Origin of the sequence: Nocardia sp. NPDC059195 (genome assembly GCF_042754695.1) — a bacterium.
Classification (GTDB): domain Bacteria; phylum Actinomycetota; class Actinomycetes; order Mycobacteriales; family Mycobacteriaceae; genus Nocardia.
This window is the reverse complement of the sequence record NZ_JBHZBG010000041.1, coordinates 13293-29004: the sequence shown is the minus strand read 5'-3', so window position 1 is coordinate 29004 and position 15712 is coordinate 13293. Positions and strand designations below refer to the sequence as shown.

Annotated in this window: 16 protein-coding genes; 9 read left to right on the top strand and 7 right to left on the bottom strand. The window is 69.2% G+C overall.

Annotated features, from left to right (window positions below):
* Nucleotides 1-10: 10 nt before the first annotated feature.
* Nucleotides 11-685 carry a hypothetical protein gene (locus ACFXKN_RS31455; protein ID WP_378951934.1) on the bottom strand — a complete coding sequence of 225 codons (675 nt, stop codon included), beginning with the start codon at nucleotides 683-685 and terminating at the stop codon, nucleotides 11-13.
* A 212-nt stretch (nucleotides 686-897) separates the two neighbouring features.
* On the opposite strand from ACFXKN_RS31455, the gene cobG reads away from it, so the two are divergent.
* Together cobG and ACFXKN_RS31445 are read left to right on the top strand one after the other, a co-directional pair.
* Nucleotides 898-2214: a precorrin-3B synthase gene (gene cobG, locus ACFXKN_RS31450; RefSeq protein ID WP_378951937.1), complete on the top strand. Its 1317-nt coding sequence runs from the start codon at nucleotides 898-900 to the stop codon at nucleotides 2212-2214.
* Nucleotides 2215-2297: 83 nt separating this feature from the next.
* A complete protein-coding gene (locus tag ACFXKN_RS31445; protein ID WP_378951940.1) occupies nucleotides 2298-3389 on the top strand; it encodes an RNA ligase (ATP) in 1092 nt (363 codons plus the stop codon).
* Between the two features lie 201 nt (nucleotides 3390-3590).
* On the opposite strand, the gene ddaH is transcribed toward ACFXKN_RS31445, so the two are convergent.
* Nucleotides 3591-4454, bottom strand: a complete 864-nt coding sequence (gene ddaH, locus ACFXKN_RS31440; RefSeq protein WP_378951943.1) for a dimethylargininase — start codon at nucleotides 4452-4454, stop codon at nucleotides 3591-3593.
* Between the two features lie 95 nt (nucleotides 4455-4549).
* On the opposite strand from ddaH, the gene ACFXKN_RS31435 reads away from it, so the two are divergent.
* The 5 genes from ACFXKN_RS31435 to ACFXKN_RS31415 all read left to right on the top strand — a co-directional run bounded on the left by ACFXKN_RS31435 (nucleotide 4550) and on the right by ACFXKN_RS31415 (nucleotide 8891).
* Nucleotides 4550-5023 carry an Lrp/AsnC family transcriptional regulator gene (locus ACFXKN_RS31435; protein ID WP_378951946.1) on the top strand — a complete coding sequence of 158 codons (474 nt, stop codon included), beginning with the start codon at nucleotides 4550-4552 and terminating at the stop codon, nucleotides 5021-5023.
* A gap of 43 nt (nucleotides 5024-5066) precedes the next feature.
* Nucleotides 5067-5702 carry a precorrin-8X methylmutase gene (locus tag ACFXKN_RS31430; RefSeq protein ID WP_378951949.1) on the top strand — a complete coding sequence of 212 codons (636 nt, stop codon included), beginning with the start codon at nucleotides 5067-5069 and terminating at the stop codon, nucleotides 5700-5702.
* Between the two features lie 5 nt (nucleotides 5703-5707).
* Complete coding sequence (gene cobJ / locus ACFXKN_RS31425; RefSeq protein ID WP_379434451.1) at nucleotides 5708-7396, top strand: precorrin-3B C(17)-methyltransferase; 1689 nt, start codon at nucleotides 5708-5710, stop codon at nucleotides 7394-7396.
* Nucleotides 7397-7672: 276 nt separating this feature from the next.
* On the top strand, nucleotides 7673-8191 hold the full coding sequence (locus tag ACFXKN_RS31420) for a ubiquitin-like protein (RefSeq protein ID WP_378951952.1): 519 nt from the start codon (nucleotides 7673-7675) through the stop codon (nucleotides 8189-8191).
* Between the two features lie 157 nt (nucleotides 8192-8348).
* Nucleotides 8349-8891: a PadR family transcriptional regulator gene (locus tag ACFXKN_RS31415; RefSeq protein WP_378951955.1), complete on the top strand. Its 543-nt coding sequence runs from the start codon at nucleotides 8349-8351 to the stop codon at nucleotides 8889-8891.
* A 43-nt stretch (nucleotides 8892-8934) separates the two neighbouring features.
* Here the strand turns inward: ACFXKN_RS31415 and ACFXKN_RS31410 are convergent, their stop codons facing one another.
* The 3 genes from ACFXKN_RS31410 to ACFXKN_RS31400 form a co-directional block, all read right to left on the bottom strand.
* Nucleotides 8935-9687, bottom strand: a complete 753-nt coding sequence (locus tag ACFXKN_RS31410; protein WP_378952057.1) for a cobalt-precorrin-6A reductase — start codon at nucleotides 9685-9687, stop codon at nucleotides 8935-8937.
* 220 nt (nucleotides 9688-9907) lie between these two features.
* Nucleotides 9908-11131: a precorrin-6y C5,15-methyltransferase (decarboxylating) subunit CbiE gene (gene cbiE / locus ACFXKN_RS31405; protein ID WP_378952060.1), complete on the bottom strand. Its 1224-nt coding sequence runs from the start codon at nucleotides 11129-11131 to the stop codon at nucleotides 9908-9910.
* A gap of 128 nt (nucleotides 11132-11259) precedes the next feature.
* Entirely contained in the window at nucleotides 11260-12012 is a 753-nt protein-coding gene (locus ACFXKN_RS31400) for an SDR family NAD(P)-dependent oxidoreductase (protein WP_378951958.1), read from the bottom strand.
* A 110-nt stretch (nucleotides 12013-12122) separates the two neighbouring features.
* Between ACFXKN_RS31400 and ACFXKN_RS31395 the strand changes: the two genes are divergently transcribed.
* Nucleotides 12123-12521: a TIGR03618 family F420-dependent PPOX class oxidoreductase gene (locus tag ACFXKN_RS31395; protein ID WP_378951961.1), complete on the top strand. Its 399-nt coding sequence runs from the start codon at nucleotides 12123-12125 to the stop codon at nucleotides 12519-12521.
* A 10-nt stretch (nucleotides 12522-12531) separates the two neighbouring features.
* Here the strand turns inward: ACFXKN_RS31395 and ACFXKN_RS31390 are convergent, their stop codons facing one another.
* Complete coding sequence (locus tag ACFXKN_RS31390; RefSeq protein WP_379434434.1) at nucleotides 12532-13659, bottom strand: M24 family metallopeptidase; 1128 nt, start codon at nucleotides 13657-13659, stop codon at nucleotides 12532-12534.
* Between the two features lie 97 nt (nucleotides 13660-13756).
* On the opposite strand from ACFXKN_RS31390, the gene ACFXKN_RS31385 reads away from it, so the two are divergent.
* Complete coding sequence (locus ACFXKN_RS31385; protein ID WP_379434448.1) at nucleotides 13757-14731, top strand: 5'-3' exonuclease H3TH domain-containing protein; 975 nt, start codon at nucleotides 13757-13759, stop codon at nucleotides 14729-14731.
* 115 nt (nucleotides 14732-14846) lie between these two features.
* Here ACFXKN_RS31385 and ACFXKN_RS31380 read toward each other — a convergent pair whose 3' ends face one another.
* Complete coding sequence (locus ACFXKN_RS31380; RefSeq protein WP_379434432.1) at nucleotides 14847-15599, bottom strand: DUF4333 domain-containing protein; 753 nt, start codon at nucleotides 15597-15599, stop codon at nucleotides 14847-14849.
* Nucleotides 15600-15712 lie beyond the last annotated feature (113 nt).

Here is a 15712-nt window from a genome sequence, read left to right as displayed (position 1 = left end):
GACTCGAAGGTCAAGTCGTCGGCCGGCCGGTGCCCGCGGCGACCATCTCCGGGGAGCCGGTGCCGAGATTGCGGTACACGTTCGCGATCACCAGTTGGCCGAGGGCGTTGTTGCCGACGCCGCCGATGACCGCACCGATACCCGCGGGGATCAGCGTGCCGAACAGCAGCAGCGTGCGTTTGACCAGGTAGTTGACGATGAAACGCTTAGCCGGGGAGTCGGGCATGCTCGCCAGGCCGGGAATGTGGTCGGTGACGACCGAGAGCCACTGGCCCTTCTTGTGGCCCGCGGTCTCCTCGAGCACCTTCGTGCCACCTTCGCCGAGCACCACCTTCGACACCAGCTGCGCCAGCCTCGGGTCGTCGGGATCGAGACCGTACGCCGCGGCCGCACCGACCGACAGCGCCGACGACGCCTCGAGGAACACGAGGGTGTCCACACCGGTCGCGGCCAGACCGAGCAGGGTGCCCACCCCGGGGACCGCGGCGGTGAGCCCGACGGTGACGCCGCTGGCGGTGACGACCACCAGGTACTGGCGTGACAGCCGCTGCACGATCTCCACCGGCGCATCCTCGGGATGTCGGTGGCCCAACCAGTCGACGTAACGATTCACCACCGGTGCCTGCGCCTGCGCGACCCGGTCGAGTGCGGGAACAACACGCTTGTCCACGAATTCACGCAGCATGTGGCGGCTCTCCTGTCAGTGCTCGGCTGGCGAAGGATCCGCCACTCACCCTAGGCGAATACCCCCGAACCGCACCGTCACGCGAGTCTGCGCCGTCGCGCCGGCAAGGCAGGCCGCAGCTGGTCGACCGCTCGCCGGAGTGGGCGGGGACCGCCCTGGGCCGATCACGGCGGGGTTCGGGGCGCAGTCGGCGCGTCGTAGGCTGGAGCATCATGACCAGGAGTGCGCCCGATTCTTGTCCAGGGGTTCTGCGGTTGCATCAGGCGGCCGACGGGCCGCTGGCGCGGATTCGTGTGCCGGGCGGGCGGTTGGAATCGGCGCAGTTGCAGGCGCTGGCCGATGCGGCACGCGATCTCGGCAACGGGAATCTCGAGCTGACCTCGCGGGGCAACATTCAGCTGCGGCAGGTGCGTGACGCCTCCGAACTCGCGCAACGCCTGGGGGCGGCGGGACTGTTGCCGAGCCGGACCCATGAACGGGTGCGCAATATCGTGGCCTCCCCACTGTCCGGGCGCGTCGGCGGTTTCGCGGACGTACACGGGCTCGCGGTCGACCTCGACGCCGGATTGCGCGGCGATCCGCTGCTGGCGGAGCTGCCGGGACGAGTGCTGTTCACCCTCGACGACGGACGCGGCGATGTGAGCACGCTGCACGGCGACATCGGCGTTCACGCGGTGGGCGACGACGAGTTCGCCCTGCTGCTGGCGGGCGCCGACACCGGAATTCGGGTCACCGCGGGCGAGGCGATCGACGTGATGCTCGACGCGGCGCGCGGCTTTCTCGATCTACGGGGAACCAGCGATTCCGGACAGTGGCGACTGCACGAAATTCCGGGCGGGGTCGAATCGGTGGTGCGGACATTGGACCGCTCCCCCGTCGGTGCACCTCTCGAACTCGGTGCGACACACGCTGTTCCGATCGGATGGCTCGACCAGGAGAACGGCCTCGTCACACTCGGCGCGGGGATACCGCTCGGCACCTTGTCGGCCAGAACGGCCGAATTCCTGGCCGCTGTCGAACGACCCGTCTTCGTCACCCCGTGGCGCAGCCTGGTGATCACCGACCTGGACGAGGGACCCGCCGAAACGGTGGTGCGAGTGCTCGCGCCGATGGGCCTGATCTTCGACGCGAATTCCCCGTGGCTGCAGGTCAGCGCCTGCGCCGGGCGCCCCGGTTGCGCGAAGTCACGCACCGATGTCCGGGCCGACCTGGCCGCCGCCGTCGAATCCGACCGTGTCCTTCCCGATCGGGCCGACGCCTCAGCAGTCACCGTGCGGTCGGCCGAGAGCACCACCGCACCCACCGATCCGGGGAACGTGCTGCCCGCCGAGAACGTCACCGCGCCTGAGGCTTCCGAGCAGCCGGTGCGGAACGAACTGGTTGCGGCCGACGCCGTCACCGTGACAGGTCGCCAGCACTGGTCGGGGTGCGACCGCCGCTGCGGCCGTCCACGCGGACCCGTCACCGATGTCGTCGCCACCGACCACGGCTATCGCATCGATATCGACGAGGCGACGACCGCTCCCTGATCCGCGTCGGCGGCCGAACGAAACTCGATCGACGATGCCGGAAACATCTCGTACCCTTGCCTTCTCACTATGAGGGGGTTCCCATGTCCACACTGCAGGTGACGGCCGAGCGGCTCGTCGTTGTTCCGCATCCGAATGCCGATCGGCTCGAGTTGGCCCAGGTCGGGTTGTACCGGGCGGTGGTCGCGAAGGGTCAGTTCTCGACGGGGGATCACGCGGTCTACATTCCGGAACAGTCGGTGCTACCCGAGGAGCTGATCGCTGAGCTCGGCTTGACCGGGAAACTCGCGGGCTCGCAGCGCAATCGGGTGAAGGCGGTGCGTTTGCGTGGTGAGGTATCGCAGGGCATCGTGTGCACGCCGACCGCGCTGGGCGGCGTGGATCTCGCCGAGGCCGCCGCAGCGGGGACCGATTTCGCCGAGTCGCTCGGAGTCGTGAAATGGGTTCCGCCGGTGCCGGTCTCGATGTCGGGGCAGGTCGAGTCGGCGCCGGATCTGCTGCGGTGGGTCGATGTCGAGAACATCAAACGGTTTCCTGATATCTTCACGGCCGGGGAGCCGGTGGTGGCGACGGAGAAGATCCACGGCACCGCCTGCCTGCTCACCTACGTGCGTGACGGTGACCGAATCCTGGTGTCGTCCAAGGGCGTCGGTGGCCGGTCGCTGTCGCTGACCGAGGCCGATGGCAACCTGTACTGGCGCGCCGTTCGCGCCCACGGGCTCGATGAGGCCGCTCGCAAGCTTGCCGCCGCGCTCGACGCGGACCGCGTCGGTCTGTTCGGTGAGGTGTACGGCGCGGGCGTACAGGACCTGCACTACGGCGCGTCCGCCGCCCAAGACTCCTCGCTCGGCTTCGGACTGTTCGATATCGCGGTGGATGCGGGCACAGCGCCGGCTCGCTGGCTCGGCCATCACGAGATCAGCGCCCTGCTCCACGACCTCGGCCTCGCCCTGCCGCGCGTGCCGGTCCTCTTCGAGGGCGCCTACGACGCGGAGTTGCTGCTGGAATTGGCCGAGGGCGCCGAAACCGTCAGCGGCGCGGGCACCAATATCCGCGAGGGCCTCGTGGTGCGGCCTGCCACCGAACGGCAGTCGCCGATTCTCGGCGGCCGGGCGATCGGCAAGATCGTCTCCGCCGCGTACCTGCTGCGCGACGGCGGCACCGAATACGAGTGAGGCCCCACCGAGTTACGCGTGTCCGTCACCGACGGTCGCAGACCGGCGGGCACGCGTAACTCGGCCCAGGCCCCGCCGCGACGGCCCCGATCAGCGCGCAGTGGTTCGCTCTCACTCGGCTGCGGCGGCATCGCGACGCTGCTCGGCGACTCCCCCATCATCCGCGGCACGAACCCGTAGAGCAGGGTGTGCCGTCCTCGGCTACCCGACGGTCGTGTCGCGGCGGCTGTGCAGCTCGAGTACGCAGCACTTCACGCCGCCGCCACCCTTGCGCAGTTCGGACATGTCGACCGGGACGGGAACGAACCCGCGCTCGCGCAGCTGCGCGATGAGCCCGGTGGCGCCGGGATCGAGGAAGACGTGTTCGCCGTCGCTGAGGCCGTTCAAACCGAAGGAGAGCGCGTCGTTGTCGTCGGCGAGGATCGCGTCCGGGTAGAGCGCGGTCAGTACTTCGCGAGCGGCGGGGCTGAACGCGGCCGGATAGTAGGCGATGGTGGTGTCGTCGAGGACCATCAGCGCGGTGTCGAGGTGATAGAAGCGCGGGTCGACCAACTCGAGCGACACCACCGGCACCTCGAAATACCGCTCGACCTCCGCATGCGCGGACAACGAACAACGGAATCCGACACCGGCCAGAATGCGCTGTCCGGCGAACGCGAAATCGCCCTCCCCCTCGTTGATTTCGGCCGCAGCGGCCAGCTCGCGCAGTTCCCTGGCGGCGAACCACTGATGGAAAGCGGGGCCCTCGTCGGCACGTTCAGGGTGAGCGAATCTAGCGGAGAGTGCGTGCCCACCGATCACGATGCCGCTGTTGGCGGCGAAAACCATATCCGGCAAACCGGGCTCGCCCGGCACCGTTTCCACCGTGTGCCCGTGGGCTTCCAGGCTCGCGCGCAGGATCTCCCACTGGGCGAGCGCGCGCGCCCGGTCGACGGGGGCGGCCGGATCCATCCACGGGTTGATCGCGTAGGTGACCTCGAAATGGTCGGGGCGGCACAGCACATAGCGGCGCGGTGACGCGGTCCGTGCCGGTGCGGAGACGCGAAGGGGGCTAGCGGCGGTCATCAGGACTCCTGGCGGCAGCGCGGACGGTTTCCACGACCGTAATTGCCGCTCCATTGCGCAGGGAACACCGATTCGTTGCGCATTTCGGTGTAAGAATGGGGAATCGTTGCGAATGGAAGCGAAGGGTCGACGTGGACGATATCGATCGGCGAATTCTCGCGGAGCTGCTCATCCACGCCCGCGCCTCGTTCCAGGAGATCGGTTCGGTGGTCGGATTGTCCGCGCCCGCGGTGAAGCGGCGGGTGGACAAGATGGTCGCGAGCGGGCAGATCACCGGGTTCACCGCCCAGGTCAACCCGGCCGCGCTCGGCTGGACGACCGAGGCGTATGTCGAGGTCTACTACCGCGACAACATCTCACCGGCCGAGCTACGCCGCACCCTCGAACCGATCCCGCAGGTCGTCGGAGTGTGGACCATCGCGGGCGAGGCCGACGCGCTCGTGCACGTGATGGCCACCGATATGGCCGAGATCGAAGTGACGGTCGAACGGATCAGGGAGAACGCGCGCGTCGGGCGCACCCGCAGCTCGCTGGTGATGTCACGCATTCTCGAACGCCCCCGTACCTGAGCCGCCGGACACCACGTCAGACCCAGGTTCTAGGGTTGTCGGCATGTCCGACGTGCGTACCAGCTACCTCACCGACGGGGCCGAGATCTATCGGCGCTCGTTCGCGACGATCCGCGCCGAGGCCGATCTCGCCGGTTTCCCCGCCGATGTCGAGCGGGTGGCGGTGCGAATGATCCACGGCTGCGGTCAAGTCGACCTGGCCCCCGATATCGCCTACTCCGCCGGTGTGGTCGCCGCCGCGCGCGCCGCGCTGCACGCGGGCAAGCCGATCATCTGCGATGCCAATATGGTCGCCTCGGGGGTGACCCGCAAGCGCCTGCCCGCCGACAACGCGGTGCTGTGCAACCTCACCGATCCGCGCGTGCCCGAACTCGCCGCGCGACTGGGCAACACACGCTCGGTGGCGGCACTGGAACTGCTGCGCGAGCAGCTCGACGGTGCGGTGGTAGCCATCGGCAACGCACCGACCGCGCTGTTCCATCTGCTCGACATGCTCGACGCCGGTGCGCCGCGACCCGCCGCGATCATCGGCATCCCGGTCGGGTTCATCGGGGCCGCCGAATCCAAGCAGGCGCTGATCGACTTCGACGGGATCGAGTATTTGACCGTCCGCGGCAGGCGGGGTGGCAGCGCGATCACCGCTTCGGCACTGAATGCGATTGCGAGCGAACAGGAGTGAGTGAGATCAGCACCGGCAAACTGTGGGGTATCGGCCTTGGTCCCGGCGATCCGGAATTGGTGACGGTGAAGGCCGCCCGGCTCATCGCCGAAGCCGATGTGGTCGCGTTCCACAGCGCCAAGCACGGGCGCAGCATCTCGCGCGCCATCGCGGCGCCGTACCTGCGCCCGGGGCAGATCGAGGAGCACCTCGTCTACCCGGTGACCGTGGAGACGACCGATCACCCCGGTGGGTATCAGGGGGCGATCGACGAGTTCTACGAGCAGGCGGCCGCGCGCCTGGCCACCCACCTGGCCGCGGGGCGCACCGTCGCGCTGCTCGCCGCCGGTGATCCGCTGTTCTACTCCTCCTATATGCACATGCACCGGCGACTGGCCGATCGATTCGACGCCGAGATCGTTCCCGGTATCACCTCGGTCAGTGCGGCATCGGCGGCGCTGGGCACTCCCCTCGTCGAGGGTGAGCAGGTGCTGACGGTGCTGCCCGGCACCATGCCCGTGGCAGAACTGACCGAGCGCCTGCGCGAGACGGACGCCGCCGCGATCATGAAGCTGGGGCGCACGTTTCCCGGTGTGCGCCAGGCGCTTTCGGATTCCGGTCGGCTACAGGACGCCTACTACGTCGAACGCGCGAGCAGCACGCGTCAGCGGGTACTCGCCGCGGCCGACGTCGACGAGGCGGACGTTCCGTACTTCTCCATCACCCTCGTCCCTGGTCCGACGCCGACCACAGCGATCCCCGTTCGCGATGCTTCCGGCCGGCAGCCCGCCACCGCGGCGGACCTGACAACCACCGCGCCTGACCGCACGGCATCTGTCGAGTCCCGGCCCGACCGCTCGATCACCGCGGCGGCCGAGCCGAACCGCACAGCCGCGGCCTCCGCGCCCAGTGGCCTCGTGACCGCACCGCGCGTCTCGCCGGAGGGATCAGCGGCTGTGCCGGGCGAAGTCGTTGTCATCGGTCTCGGTCCCGGCGACGCGGACTGGACGACGCCCCAGGTCAGCGCCGCATTGGCCGAGGCGACGGATCTCGTCGGCTACACCACCTACATCAATCGCGTCCCCGAGCAGGCGGGTCAGCGCAGGCACGCCAGCGACAACAAGGTCGAATCCGAACGGGCCGCGATGGCCCTCGATATGGCCAAGCGTGGTGCTCGCGTCGCCGTCGTATCCTCCGGCGATCCGGGCGTTTTCGCCATGGCGGCTGCCGTCCTCGAGGTGTCGGCCGAACCACAGTTCAAGGATGTCCCGGTGCGGGTGCTGCCGGGCCTGACCGCCGCCAACGCGGTGGCGAGCCGGGTCGGCGCGCCGCTGGGCCACGACTACGCGATGATCTCGTTGTCGGACCGGCTCAAACCGTGGGATGTTGTCGCACAACGTCTTTCGGCGGTCGCCGCGGCCGATATGGCTATCGCGATCTACAACCCGGCCTCCTCGCAACGAGGCTGGCAGGTCGGCGCCATGCGCGAGGTACTGCTCGAACACCGCCCGCCACAGACGCCGGTGGTGCTGGGCCGCGATGTCGGCGGGCCGACCGAATCGGTCCGGGTGACCACCTTGGGCGAGCTGGATCCGGACGAGGTCGACATGCGCACACTGCTGATCATCGGATCCTCGACCACCACCACCTTCGACACGCCGGAAGGCACCCGCGTCTTCACCTCGCGCAGGTACGGGTCGGTGCCGAGCCGGTAGTCCGCGTCGGGACATCGGCAACCGCACGGTCGGCACCCCGCACGACCCGCGCCGAGCGGCTGCCGAATCGGCGCAGCAGGCACCCCCGGCGACCCGTGGGCGACCGAAAACCGCCGCGATCCTCGGCGACCCTCGCGGTCGGCGAGGCCCGGCGATCCGCACCTGCGGTGGCACACTGGTTCCGCGGGCCTGCCCGCGAGCACAACAGCGTGACAGCTCGTTTCCTGGTTCGATTCCCCAACGCGTCCCACGAGGACGATGAAAGGATTCACCACGATGAGTGTTCAGCACCACGCACAGCACACCCTCAGCACCCGATTACGGCGCGGTGTGACGGCCGGCCTGATAGCCGCCGCCATCGCGGTTCCCGTCGCCGGGATCCTGCCGGTCACCGCGTCGGCCCTGCCGCCCCTCCCCTCGGCGCCCTCGGTACCCGGGGTTCCCGAGCTGCCGGGCACACCCGAGCTGCCGGGCACACCGAAGCTGCCGGGCGCACCCGAGCTGCCGGCCGCGCCCGTCGCACCCAAGTTGCCCAGCGTGCCAGGGGCACCCCTCGCCGAGACCGCGAGCGCCATCACCGTGACGGTCAACGGCTTGGACGGCGAGCCCATCTCGGTCAGTGTCGACACCACAGCCACCGTGCAGGACCTGAAGGTTCTCATCAAGGAACAGACCGGCGTTCCGGTGGCTGATCAGCAGCTCATCACCGAGAGCGAGATCAAGCTCGAGGACTCCGCAACACTGGCGTCCTACGAACTGGCCGACGGTGACATCCTGAACCTCGCGTTGGCCTGAGCCTGACGGGTCGACCACCGCGGCGGTGGTGCTCAGCGCGCGAGCATCACCGCCGCACCCGGCCCGGCGAACTCGCCGCGACAGGCGGCACTATTGGCGAACCGCCCACCCAGGCGTAACGTTCCACTTAGGAATGTAGTTCGAAGGGAGTTGACCGTTGACCGACATCGCGACCCGACGCCGCCCACTGAACTCCACCGCGGCCTCGCTACTCGGGTTCCTGCACGAGGGTCCGAAGTCGGGCTGGGATCTAGCCACCCAGGCCCAGCAACGCATCGGCGACTTCTGGACCATCACGCAGAGCCAGGTCTATCGCGAACTGTCCACGATGGACGCCGCGGGCCTGGTGACCAAGGGCGAACGCGGCGCCAGGGAGCGCACGCCGTACCGGATCACCGATATCGGGCGCGAGGCCTTCGCGGAATGGATCGGGCGCGATCCGGGCGCGGAGACCATCCGGGTGCCGCTACTGCTCACGCTGTCCTTCGGCGAGCACCTGGATCCGGTTCATCGGGATCGAATCATCGCCGCCAACAAGAACATTCATCAGGATCGCCTCGACCGCTACCTCGACGAAGACGAGACCGCCCTGGCCCCCAACCAGCGGGCGACCCTGGAATTCGGCATCGCCTACGAGCGCGCGGTCCTGCACTGGTTCGACCAGCTGCCGACGATCTTCACACCGCCGACGCCACGCTGACTCCGGTTCGACCCACCCGCGGCCCGACCGAACGCGACCGGATTCAGCGCACCCGGTGCGACGCGGACTCGCGCAACCACTCGACAGCGTCGCCGACCTCGGCCACGGTGACCGCGCCCGCGGGCAGCGGTGGCCGGTCGACCATGATCACCGGCAGACCCGCGGTGCGGGCAGCGAAGATCTTCGCCTCGGTCTGCTCACCGCCGCTGTTCTTGGTGACCAGCACATCGATGCGATGGCGCGACATCAGCACGAGTTCTTCATCGAAAGTGAACGGCCCACGCGCCAGCAACAGCTTGGCACGCGGCGGCAGCGGGACCTCGGGAGCGTCGATGGAGCGGATCACGAAACCGTGCCCCGTGCAGCCGACGAACGCGCCGACGCCCTGGCGGCCGATGGTCAGCAGGACCTGTTCGTCGCGGTCGGTCAGGGCCGCGGCCGCCGACGCGAGATCGGGCACCCGGGTCCACAGGTCACCGCCCCGCTGCACCCACTCCGGGCGGCGCAGATGCAGCGCCGGGATGTCCAGCTCGGCCGCGGCGGTGGCCGCGTGCGCGCTCACCTTCGCGGCGAAGGGATGGGTCGCATCCACGACAGCGTCGATCGCGTTCTCGCGTAGCCAGGTTCGGAGGCCCTCGACGCCACCGAACCCACCCACGCGGACCGCACCGACCGGCAGCCGCGGATTGGCGACCCGACCGGCGAGGGAGGACACGATGTCGAGTCCGCGCTCGCCGGACGCTCTGCGCGCCAACTCCCTGGCCTCGCCGGTGCCACCGAGGATCAAAACTCTCAGGACAGCCCTCCGAAATCATCGGCACCGGCATCGCCATCGAACTTCGAGTACTTCATGTAACTCTCCATCATGGAAAACGCACCGGGGGGATTACCCGGAACGGCACCGACCATACCCCCGGGCCGAGGGTTCTACACGTTCGGTCCGAAACTTTTACGGCGCGCGGACCCTGCGACAACGGATTCATCGTGATCTGCGCGTGATCTGATCGTGATCGGGACTACGGGTCCGCGCTCCGTCGACCAGCGGGTTTTCGGACAATCCACTGGGCCACCGGCAAGTGCGGTCGCCAGGCTGTGAACCCGCCCAGCGGTTCACCTCGATAGATCTGAAATTTGCGCAGGGTTCCGCCGAACCCGGTAGACCAGTCGAGCAGCAGCGCTTCCGATTCCGCGGTGACCGCGTTGGCGACGAGGCGGCCACCGGGGCGCAGGCGTTGCCAGCACCGCTCGAACATCCCGTCCTGGGTGAGGCCGCCACCGAGAAATATGGCGTCGGGCGCCGGGATCGTTTCTTCGGCTAACTCTGAGCGCACCTCACCGCGGATCGTTATTCCCGGCACCCCGAGCGCGTCGATATTGGTCGCGATTTGCTCGCGGCGGGCGGGCAGTCGTTCGAATGTGACGGCCCGGCACAGCGGATGGGTGCGACACCATTCGATGGCGATACTGCCCGAGCCGCCGCCGATATCCCACAGCATTTCCCCCGGTGCGGGGGCGAGAGCAGTGACGGTGAGGGCGCGGACCTCGGCTTTGGTGAGCTGGCCGTCGCCGGTGAAGGCGGTGTCGGCCAGGCCGGGCAGGCGGGTGTCGCGGCGGGTGCCCGGGTCGGCACGACAGTCGATGGCGACGATGTTGAGTGGGTCGCCAGGCGGGTGCGGCCAAGTAGCGGCGGGGCCGGTGCGCAGGTGTTCGGTGGGGCCGCCGAGTTGTTCGAGGACGGTCAGTGTCGAGGCGCCGAACCCGTTGTCGCGCAGTAGTTCCGCGATCCGGCTCGGCGTTGTCTCGTCTTCGCTGAGGACGAGGATCCGACGACTTTCGGACAATTCGGGCAGCACGGTGGGCAATGGCCGGGCAACCACGCTCACCACCGGGGTTTCGGCCAGTGGCCAACCGAGCCGGGCACATGCCAGCGATGCCGAGGAGGGCTGCGGGAACACGCGCAGCGCCGCCGGGCCGAACCGGCGGGCCAGGGTGACGCCGATTCCGTAGAACATGGGATCACCGCTGGCGAGGACGCCGATGCGTCGACCGGCATTGCGCGCGAACAGCTCCGGTAGTGCGGGCAGCAGCGGCGTCGGCCACGGTACGCGTTCGATCTCGCTCGCCGGGAGCAGCGCCAGTTGACGTGCGGATCCGAACACGATGTCACAGTCACCGACGGCTCCGCGGACGTTGTCCCCCAGTCCGGACCAGCCGTCGGCTCCGATTCCGGCCACCACGATCTGGTGCCCGGTCCAGTCCGTACCGGCCGCTGACGCGCTGACCGCGGAATCACCGGTCCCCGACCCACCGGTCACGACCGGATCCGACGCCAGGCCGCTTCCCTCGGAAAGCCCATCGCCCGACGCGGTCACCGTGGCATCCGGCGCCAGACGGATTGCGGGAGCAGCCGCATCACGAAGAAGGCCAGGGCCAGTCGGCCGGGGACGGCGACTCGGGTGGCGCCCTTGCCGAGACTGCGGACGACCGCGTCGGCGACCTGGTCCGGCGTACTGGACATGGGGGCGGGGTCCATGCCGGTGGTCATGCGGCCGATCACGAAGCCCGAGCGAACCAGCAGCAGTTGCACGCCGGTACCGTGCAGGGCGTCGCCGAGGCCGCTGGCGAAGCCGTCCAGGCCCGCTTTGGCCGAACCGTAGACATAGTTCGCCCGGCGCACGCGCACGCCCGCGATCGAGCTGAAGACGACGATCTGGCCCGACTCCTGCGCACGCATCAGGGTCGCCAGGGTCGTGAGGACGCTGACCTGGGCGACAAAGTCGGTGTGCACGACGGCGACGGCGTGCGCCGGGTCGTGTTCGGCACGGTCCTGATCGCCGAGTACACCGAATGCGAGGACCGCGGTCGCGATGCCACCGTGCTCGGCGGCGAGCTTCTCCAGCAGCGGCGCGTGGGTGGCGATCTCGTCGGCGTCGAATTCCACGGTGTGCACGGCGGTCGCGCCTGCCGCGCGCACCTGTTCGATCTCGACGTCCAACGCGTCGGCCCGGCGGGCGGCCAGGATCACCACCCGCCCTGGTGCCAGCCTGCGCGCCACTTCCAGGCCGATCTCACTGCGCCCGCCCAGGACCAGCACCGGCCCATCGTTCTGCTGCATTCCCATAGCGCCAGTCTGTCATCCGGCCGGCGCGGCCGGATTCGGCCTGCCTGGGTTCCGGGCGCAGCCGAAACCCGCGCAAGTGAGCGCCGGTCGGCCCGACTACCGTTTCCGGCATGCCGACCGCCACCGCACAGCTCTCCCCCGCCGCCATCGGGTTCGTCACCGAGCGGCACCTGGCCACGCTCACCACGCTGCGCGCCGACGGCACCCCGCACGTGGTCGCGGTGGGATTCACCTGGGATCCCGAGAGCGGGATCGCCCGCGTGATCACCGATGGCGCGTCGGTGAAGGCGCGCAATGCCGCGCGCGGTGGCTACGCGGCGGTGAGCCAGGTCGACGGGGCGCGCTGGCTCACCCTCGAAGGGCCTGCGACAGTGCTCGACGACAGCGCCGACGTCGCGGCGGCCGTCCGCCGCTACACCGAGCGGTACCGGGTGCCCCGCGAGAATCCGACGCGGGTCGTCGTCGCGATCCAGGTGCGCCGAGTGCTCTCGTCGAGCACTCTCCAATAGTCCGCGCCGCCTACAACACCGTCAGGCCGTGCGGCCGGTTGTTCATCGACTCGACGCCGTCCTCGGTGACGACCACGATGTCCTCGATCCGCGCGCCCCATTCGCCGCGGAAGTAGATTCCCGGTTCGATGCTGAACGCCATGCCCGGTTCGAGCACCAGGTCGTTGCCCGCCACGATGTAGGGCTCCTCGTGCACCGACAGGCCGATGCCGTGCCCGGTGCGGTGGATGAAGGCGTCGCCGAGGCCCGCGTCGGCGAGCACAGCGCGGGCGGCGGCGTCGATGGACTCCGCGCTCACCCCCGGCCGCACCGCCGCGACCGCGGCGGCCTGGGCCGCCTCGAGGACTGCCATCCGCTCGACGATCTGCGGGCTGGGGGTACCGAGCACGTAGGTGCGGGTCGAGTCGGAGTAGTAGCCGGGTGCGACGGGGCCACCGATATCGATGACGACCACGTCGCCCGCTTCGATGACGCGATCGGACACCTCGTGGTGCGGGTCGGCACCGTGCGGGCCACTGCCGACGATGACGAACGCCGCCTCGGTATGGCCTTCCTCGACGATCGCGGCGGTGATATCGGCGCTCACCTCGGCCTCGGTGCGACCCGCCCGCAGGAATTCGCCCATCCGCGCGTGCACGCGATCGATGGCCGCGCCCGCTCGGCGCAGCGCGTCGATCTCGGCCTCGTCCTTGATCATTCGCGACTCGCGGAGCACCGGCGTCGCCGAGGCGGGCAGCCCGGTCGTCGACTCGGCGAGCGGGATCAGGTGCAGGGCGGGCATGGCGTCGGCGACCGCGATGCGGGAACCGGCGTGCAATATCGAGCGGACCAGCTGGTACGGATCGACGCCGTCGACCCAGTCGAGCACCTGCAGGCCGAGTTCGCCCGCCGCGGAATCACCGAGGGAAGCGAGCTCGAGTTTCGGGATGACCACCGACGGATTCGCTCCGTCGGCCGGGATCACCAGGCAGGTGAGCCTCTCGAAGGATTCCGCGGCCGAACCGATCAGGTAGCGCAAGTCGGGCCCTGGGGTGATCAGCAGGGCGTCCAGATGCGCCGCCCGCATCAACTCGACCGCCCGCTCCAGACGCTGACCGTAGACCTTCGCCGCGAACCTGGCATCCGTGTGCGCGCTCATAGAATCCGACGTTACCCGCCCCGAGGCGACCTCGGCCACCGACGCCCATCGGCACGGCCACGGCCACGGTGTCGGTGGTTCGGGGCACAATCACCGGGTGACCGCTGACGAGAGCACCCGTGGACCCCTGTTGATCCTCGATGGCGCCAGCCTCTGGTTCCGCGCCTATTACGCCATCCCCGACAAGCTCCGAGGCGCCGACGGTCGGTCGGTGAACGCGGTGCGCGGATTCACCGACATGGTGGCCTCGCTGGTCACCAAACATCGCCCGAGCAGGCTCGTCGTCGGGCTCGACCTCGATTGGCGGCCCCCGTTCCGGGTGGCGCTCGTGCCCTCGTACAAGGCGCACCGACTCGACACCAGCACCAGTGCGGCACCCGGCGCGGAGGAAGTGCCCGACACCCTCACCCCGCAGGTCGAGATGATCCTCGAGGTGCTGGCCGCGGCGGGCATCGCGACCGGTGGCGCCGAAGGCCTCGAGGCCGACGATGTGCTCGGCACCCTCGCGAGCAGAGAACGCACCGACCCGGTTGTCGTCGTCAGCGGTGACCGCGACCTACTGCAGTTGGTGCGCGACGAGCCGACTCCACCGGTTCGGGTGCTCTACGTCGGTCGCGGTCTGGCCAAGGCCGAACTGTTCGGCCCCGCGGAGCTCTCGGCGAAATACGGTGTGCCCGAACAGAATGCGGGACCGGCCTATGCCGATATGGCGACGCTGCGCGGCGACGCCTCCGACGGCCTGCCCGGGGTGGCGGGCATCGGCGACAAGTCCGCCGCCCAGCTGATCACGAAGTTCGGCTCGCTCGACGCCCTCATGGCCGCCGTCGCCGATCCGGGTTCCGATATCGCCAAGGGCGTGCGCGCGAAACTCGGTGCCGCGCAGGACTATCTGAAGGTCGCCGCACCGGTCGTGCGGGTAGTCCGCGACGCCGATATCATCTTGTCGCGTCCGGATGTCCTGCCCGCCACGCCGGCCGACCCCGACCGGCTGCTCGCGTTGGCCGCCGCGTACAACGCCGAGAGTCCGATCACCCGCCTGGTCACCGCGCTGACCGCGGCACACGCCGACTGACCCGCCCGCGACGAGTTCGCGACAGAGCCACCCGTCCGACCGGCCATGCGACACCGGAAACGACACCGGGCCGCCCGCGAATTCGCGGACGGCCCGGAAAACGTAGCGCGAGCGCCTAGTTGGGGCGGCCGACCTCGTAGGTGCCGTCTTCCTTGGTGATCTTGACCGTGACCTTCTTCGCCTCGCCGCTGACCTTCAGGTCGCAGGTGAAGGTCGCGTCGACCTTCACTGCTTGGCCGGAAGGGCAGCTGACATCGGAGACGTCGGCGATGCCGTAGGAGTCCTTCAGCACGCGCGAGACACCGTCCTGCACGGCCGCGTTGTCGAGTTCGTCGGAGGAGAGCACGACCAGGAGCAGACCGATGACCGCGGCGACCACGAGCACGCCCGCGGCGATGAGCCCGATGATCAGACCCTTGCTCTTGCCGCCGGAGGACTGCTGCGGCTGCTGGCCCCACTGCTGCTGCGGCGCGGGCTGCTGCCCCCACTGCTGCTGCGGCGCGGACTGCTGACCCCACTGCTGCTGCGACGCGCCGGCGGCCTGGTTGTTCCAGTCCTGCGGAGGCGGCTGGGTCTGGCCCCACTGCTGCTGCGGTCCGGTCGGTTGCTGCGGCGGCACGCCACCCTGCTGCGGTTGCTGACCCCACGGCTGCTGCGGCTGCTGGGGCTGCTGCCCCCACTGCTGCTGCGGCTGCTGGTTCGGGTCACCCCACTGCTGGGTGGGCTGGGCGCCCTGTTGCGGCGGCTGCTGCGCGCCACCCCAGTGCTGGGTGGGACCGGCGCCACCGGCCCCCTGCTGACCCCCCCAGTGCTGGGTGGGATCGTTATTCCCCTCCCCGGGGTTGTTCGGTCCGTAAGGGCCGCTCATCCACTCGCCTCCACTCGCATCATTAATCCATACGGTAGCCCCCCGCGCCGGGCCTGCCGCATTCGCACGACATCCGCCTCACGGTCGGTACGCGAAGAAATCAAATCACAGAC

Coding starts and splice junctions, on each gene's coding strand:
- ACFXKN_RS31390 (WP_379434434.1), bottom strand. CDS start 13,659: ATGAGCGCGCACACGGATGCCAGGTTCGCGGCGAAGGTCTACGGTCAG.
- ddaH (WP_378951943.1), bottom strand. CDS start 4,454: ATGACCGCCGCTAGCCCCCTTCGCGTCTCCGCACCGGCACGGACCGCG.
- ACFXKN_RS31430 (WP_378951949.1), top strand. CDS start 5,067: ATGTCCGACGTGCGTACCAGCTACCTCACCGACGGGGCCGAGATCTAT.
- ACFXKN_RS31400 (WP_378951958.1), bottom strand. CDS start 12,012: ATGGGAATGCAGCAGAACGATGGGCCGGTGCTGGTCCTGGGCGGGCGC.
- cobG (WP_378951937.1), top strand. CDS start 898: ATGACCAGGAGTGCGCCCGATTCTTGTCCAGGGGTTCTGCGGTTGCAT.
- ACFXKN_RS31445 (WP_378951940.1), top strand. CDS start 2,298: ATGTCCACACTGCAGGTGACGGCCGAGCGGCTCGTCGTTGTTCCGCAT.
- ACFXKN_RS31420 (WP_378951952.1), top strand. CDS start 7,673: ATGAGTGTTCAGCACCACGCACAGCACACCCTCAGCACCCGATTACGG.
- ACFXKN_RS31455 (WP_378951934.1), bottom strand. CDS start 685: ATGCTGCGTGAATTCGTGGACAAGCGTGTTGTTCCCGCACTCGACCGG.
- ACFXKN_RS31435 (WP_378951946.1), top strand. CDS start 4,550: ATGGGGAATCGTTGCGAATGGAAGCGAAGGGTCGACGTGGACGATATC.
- ACFXKN_RS31395 (WP_378951961.1), top strand. CDS start 12,123: ATGCCGACCGCCACCGCACAGCTCTCCCCCGCCGCCATCGGGTTCGTC.
- ACFXKN_RS31380 (WP_379434432.1), bottom strand. CDS start 15,599: ATGAGCGGCCCTTACGGACCGAACAACCCCGGGGAGGGGAATAACGAT.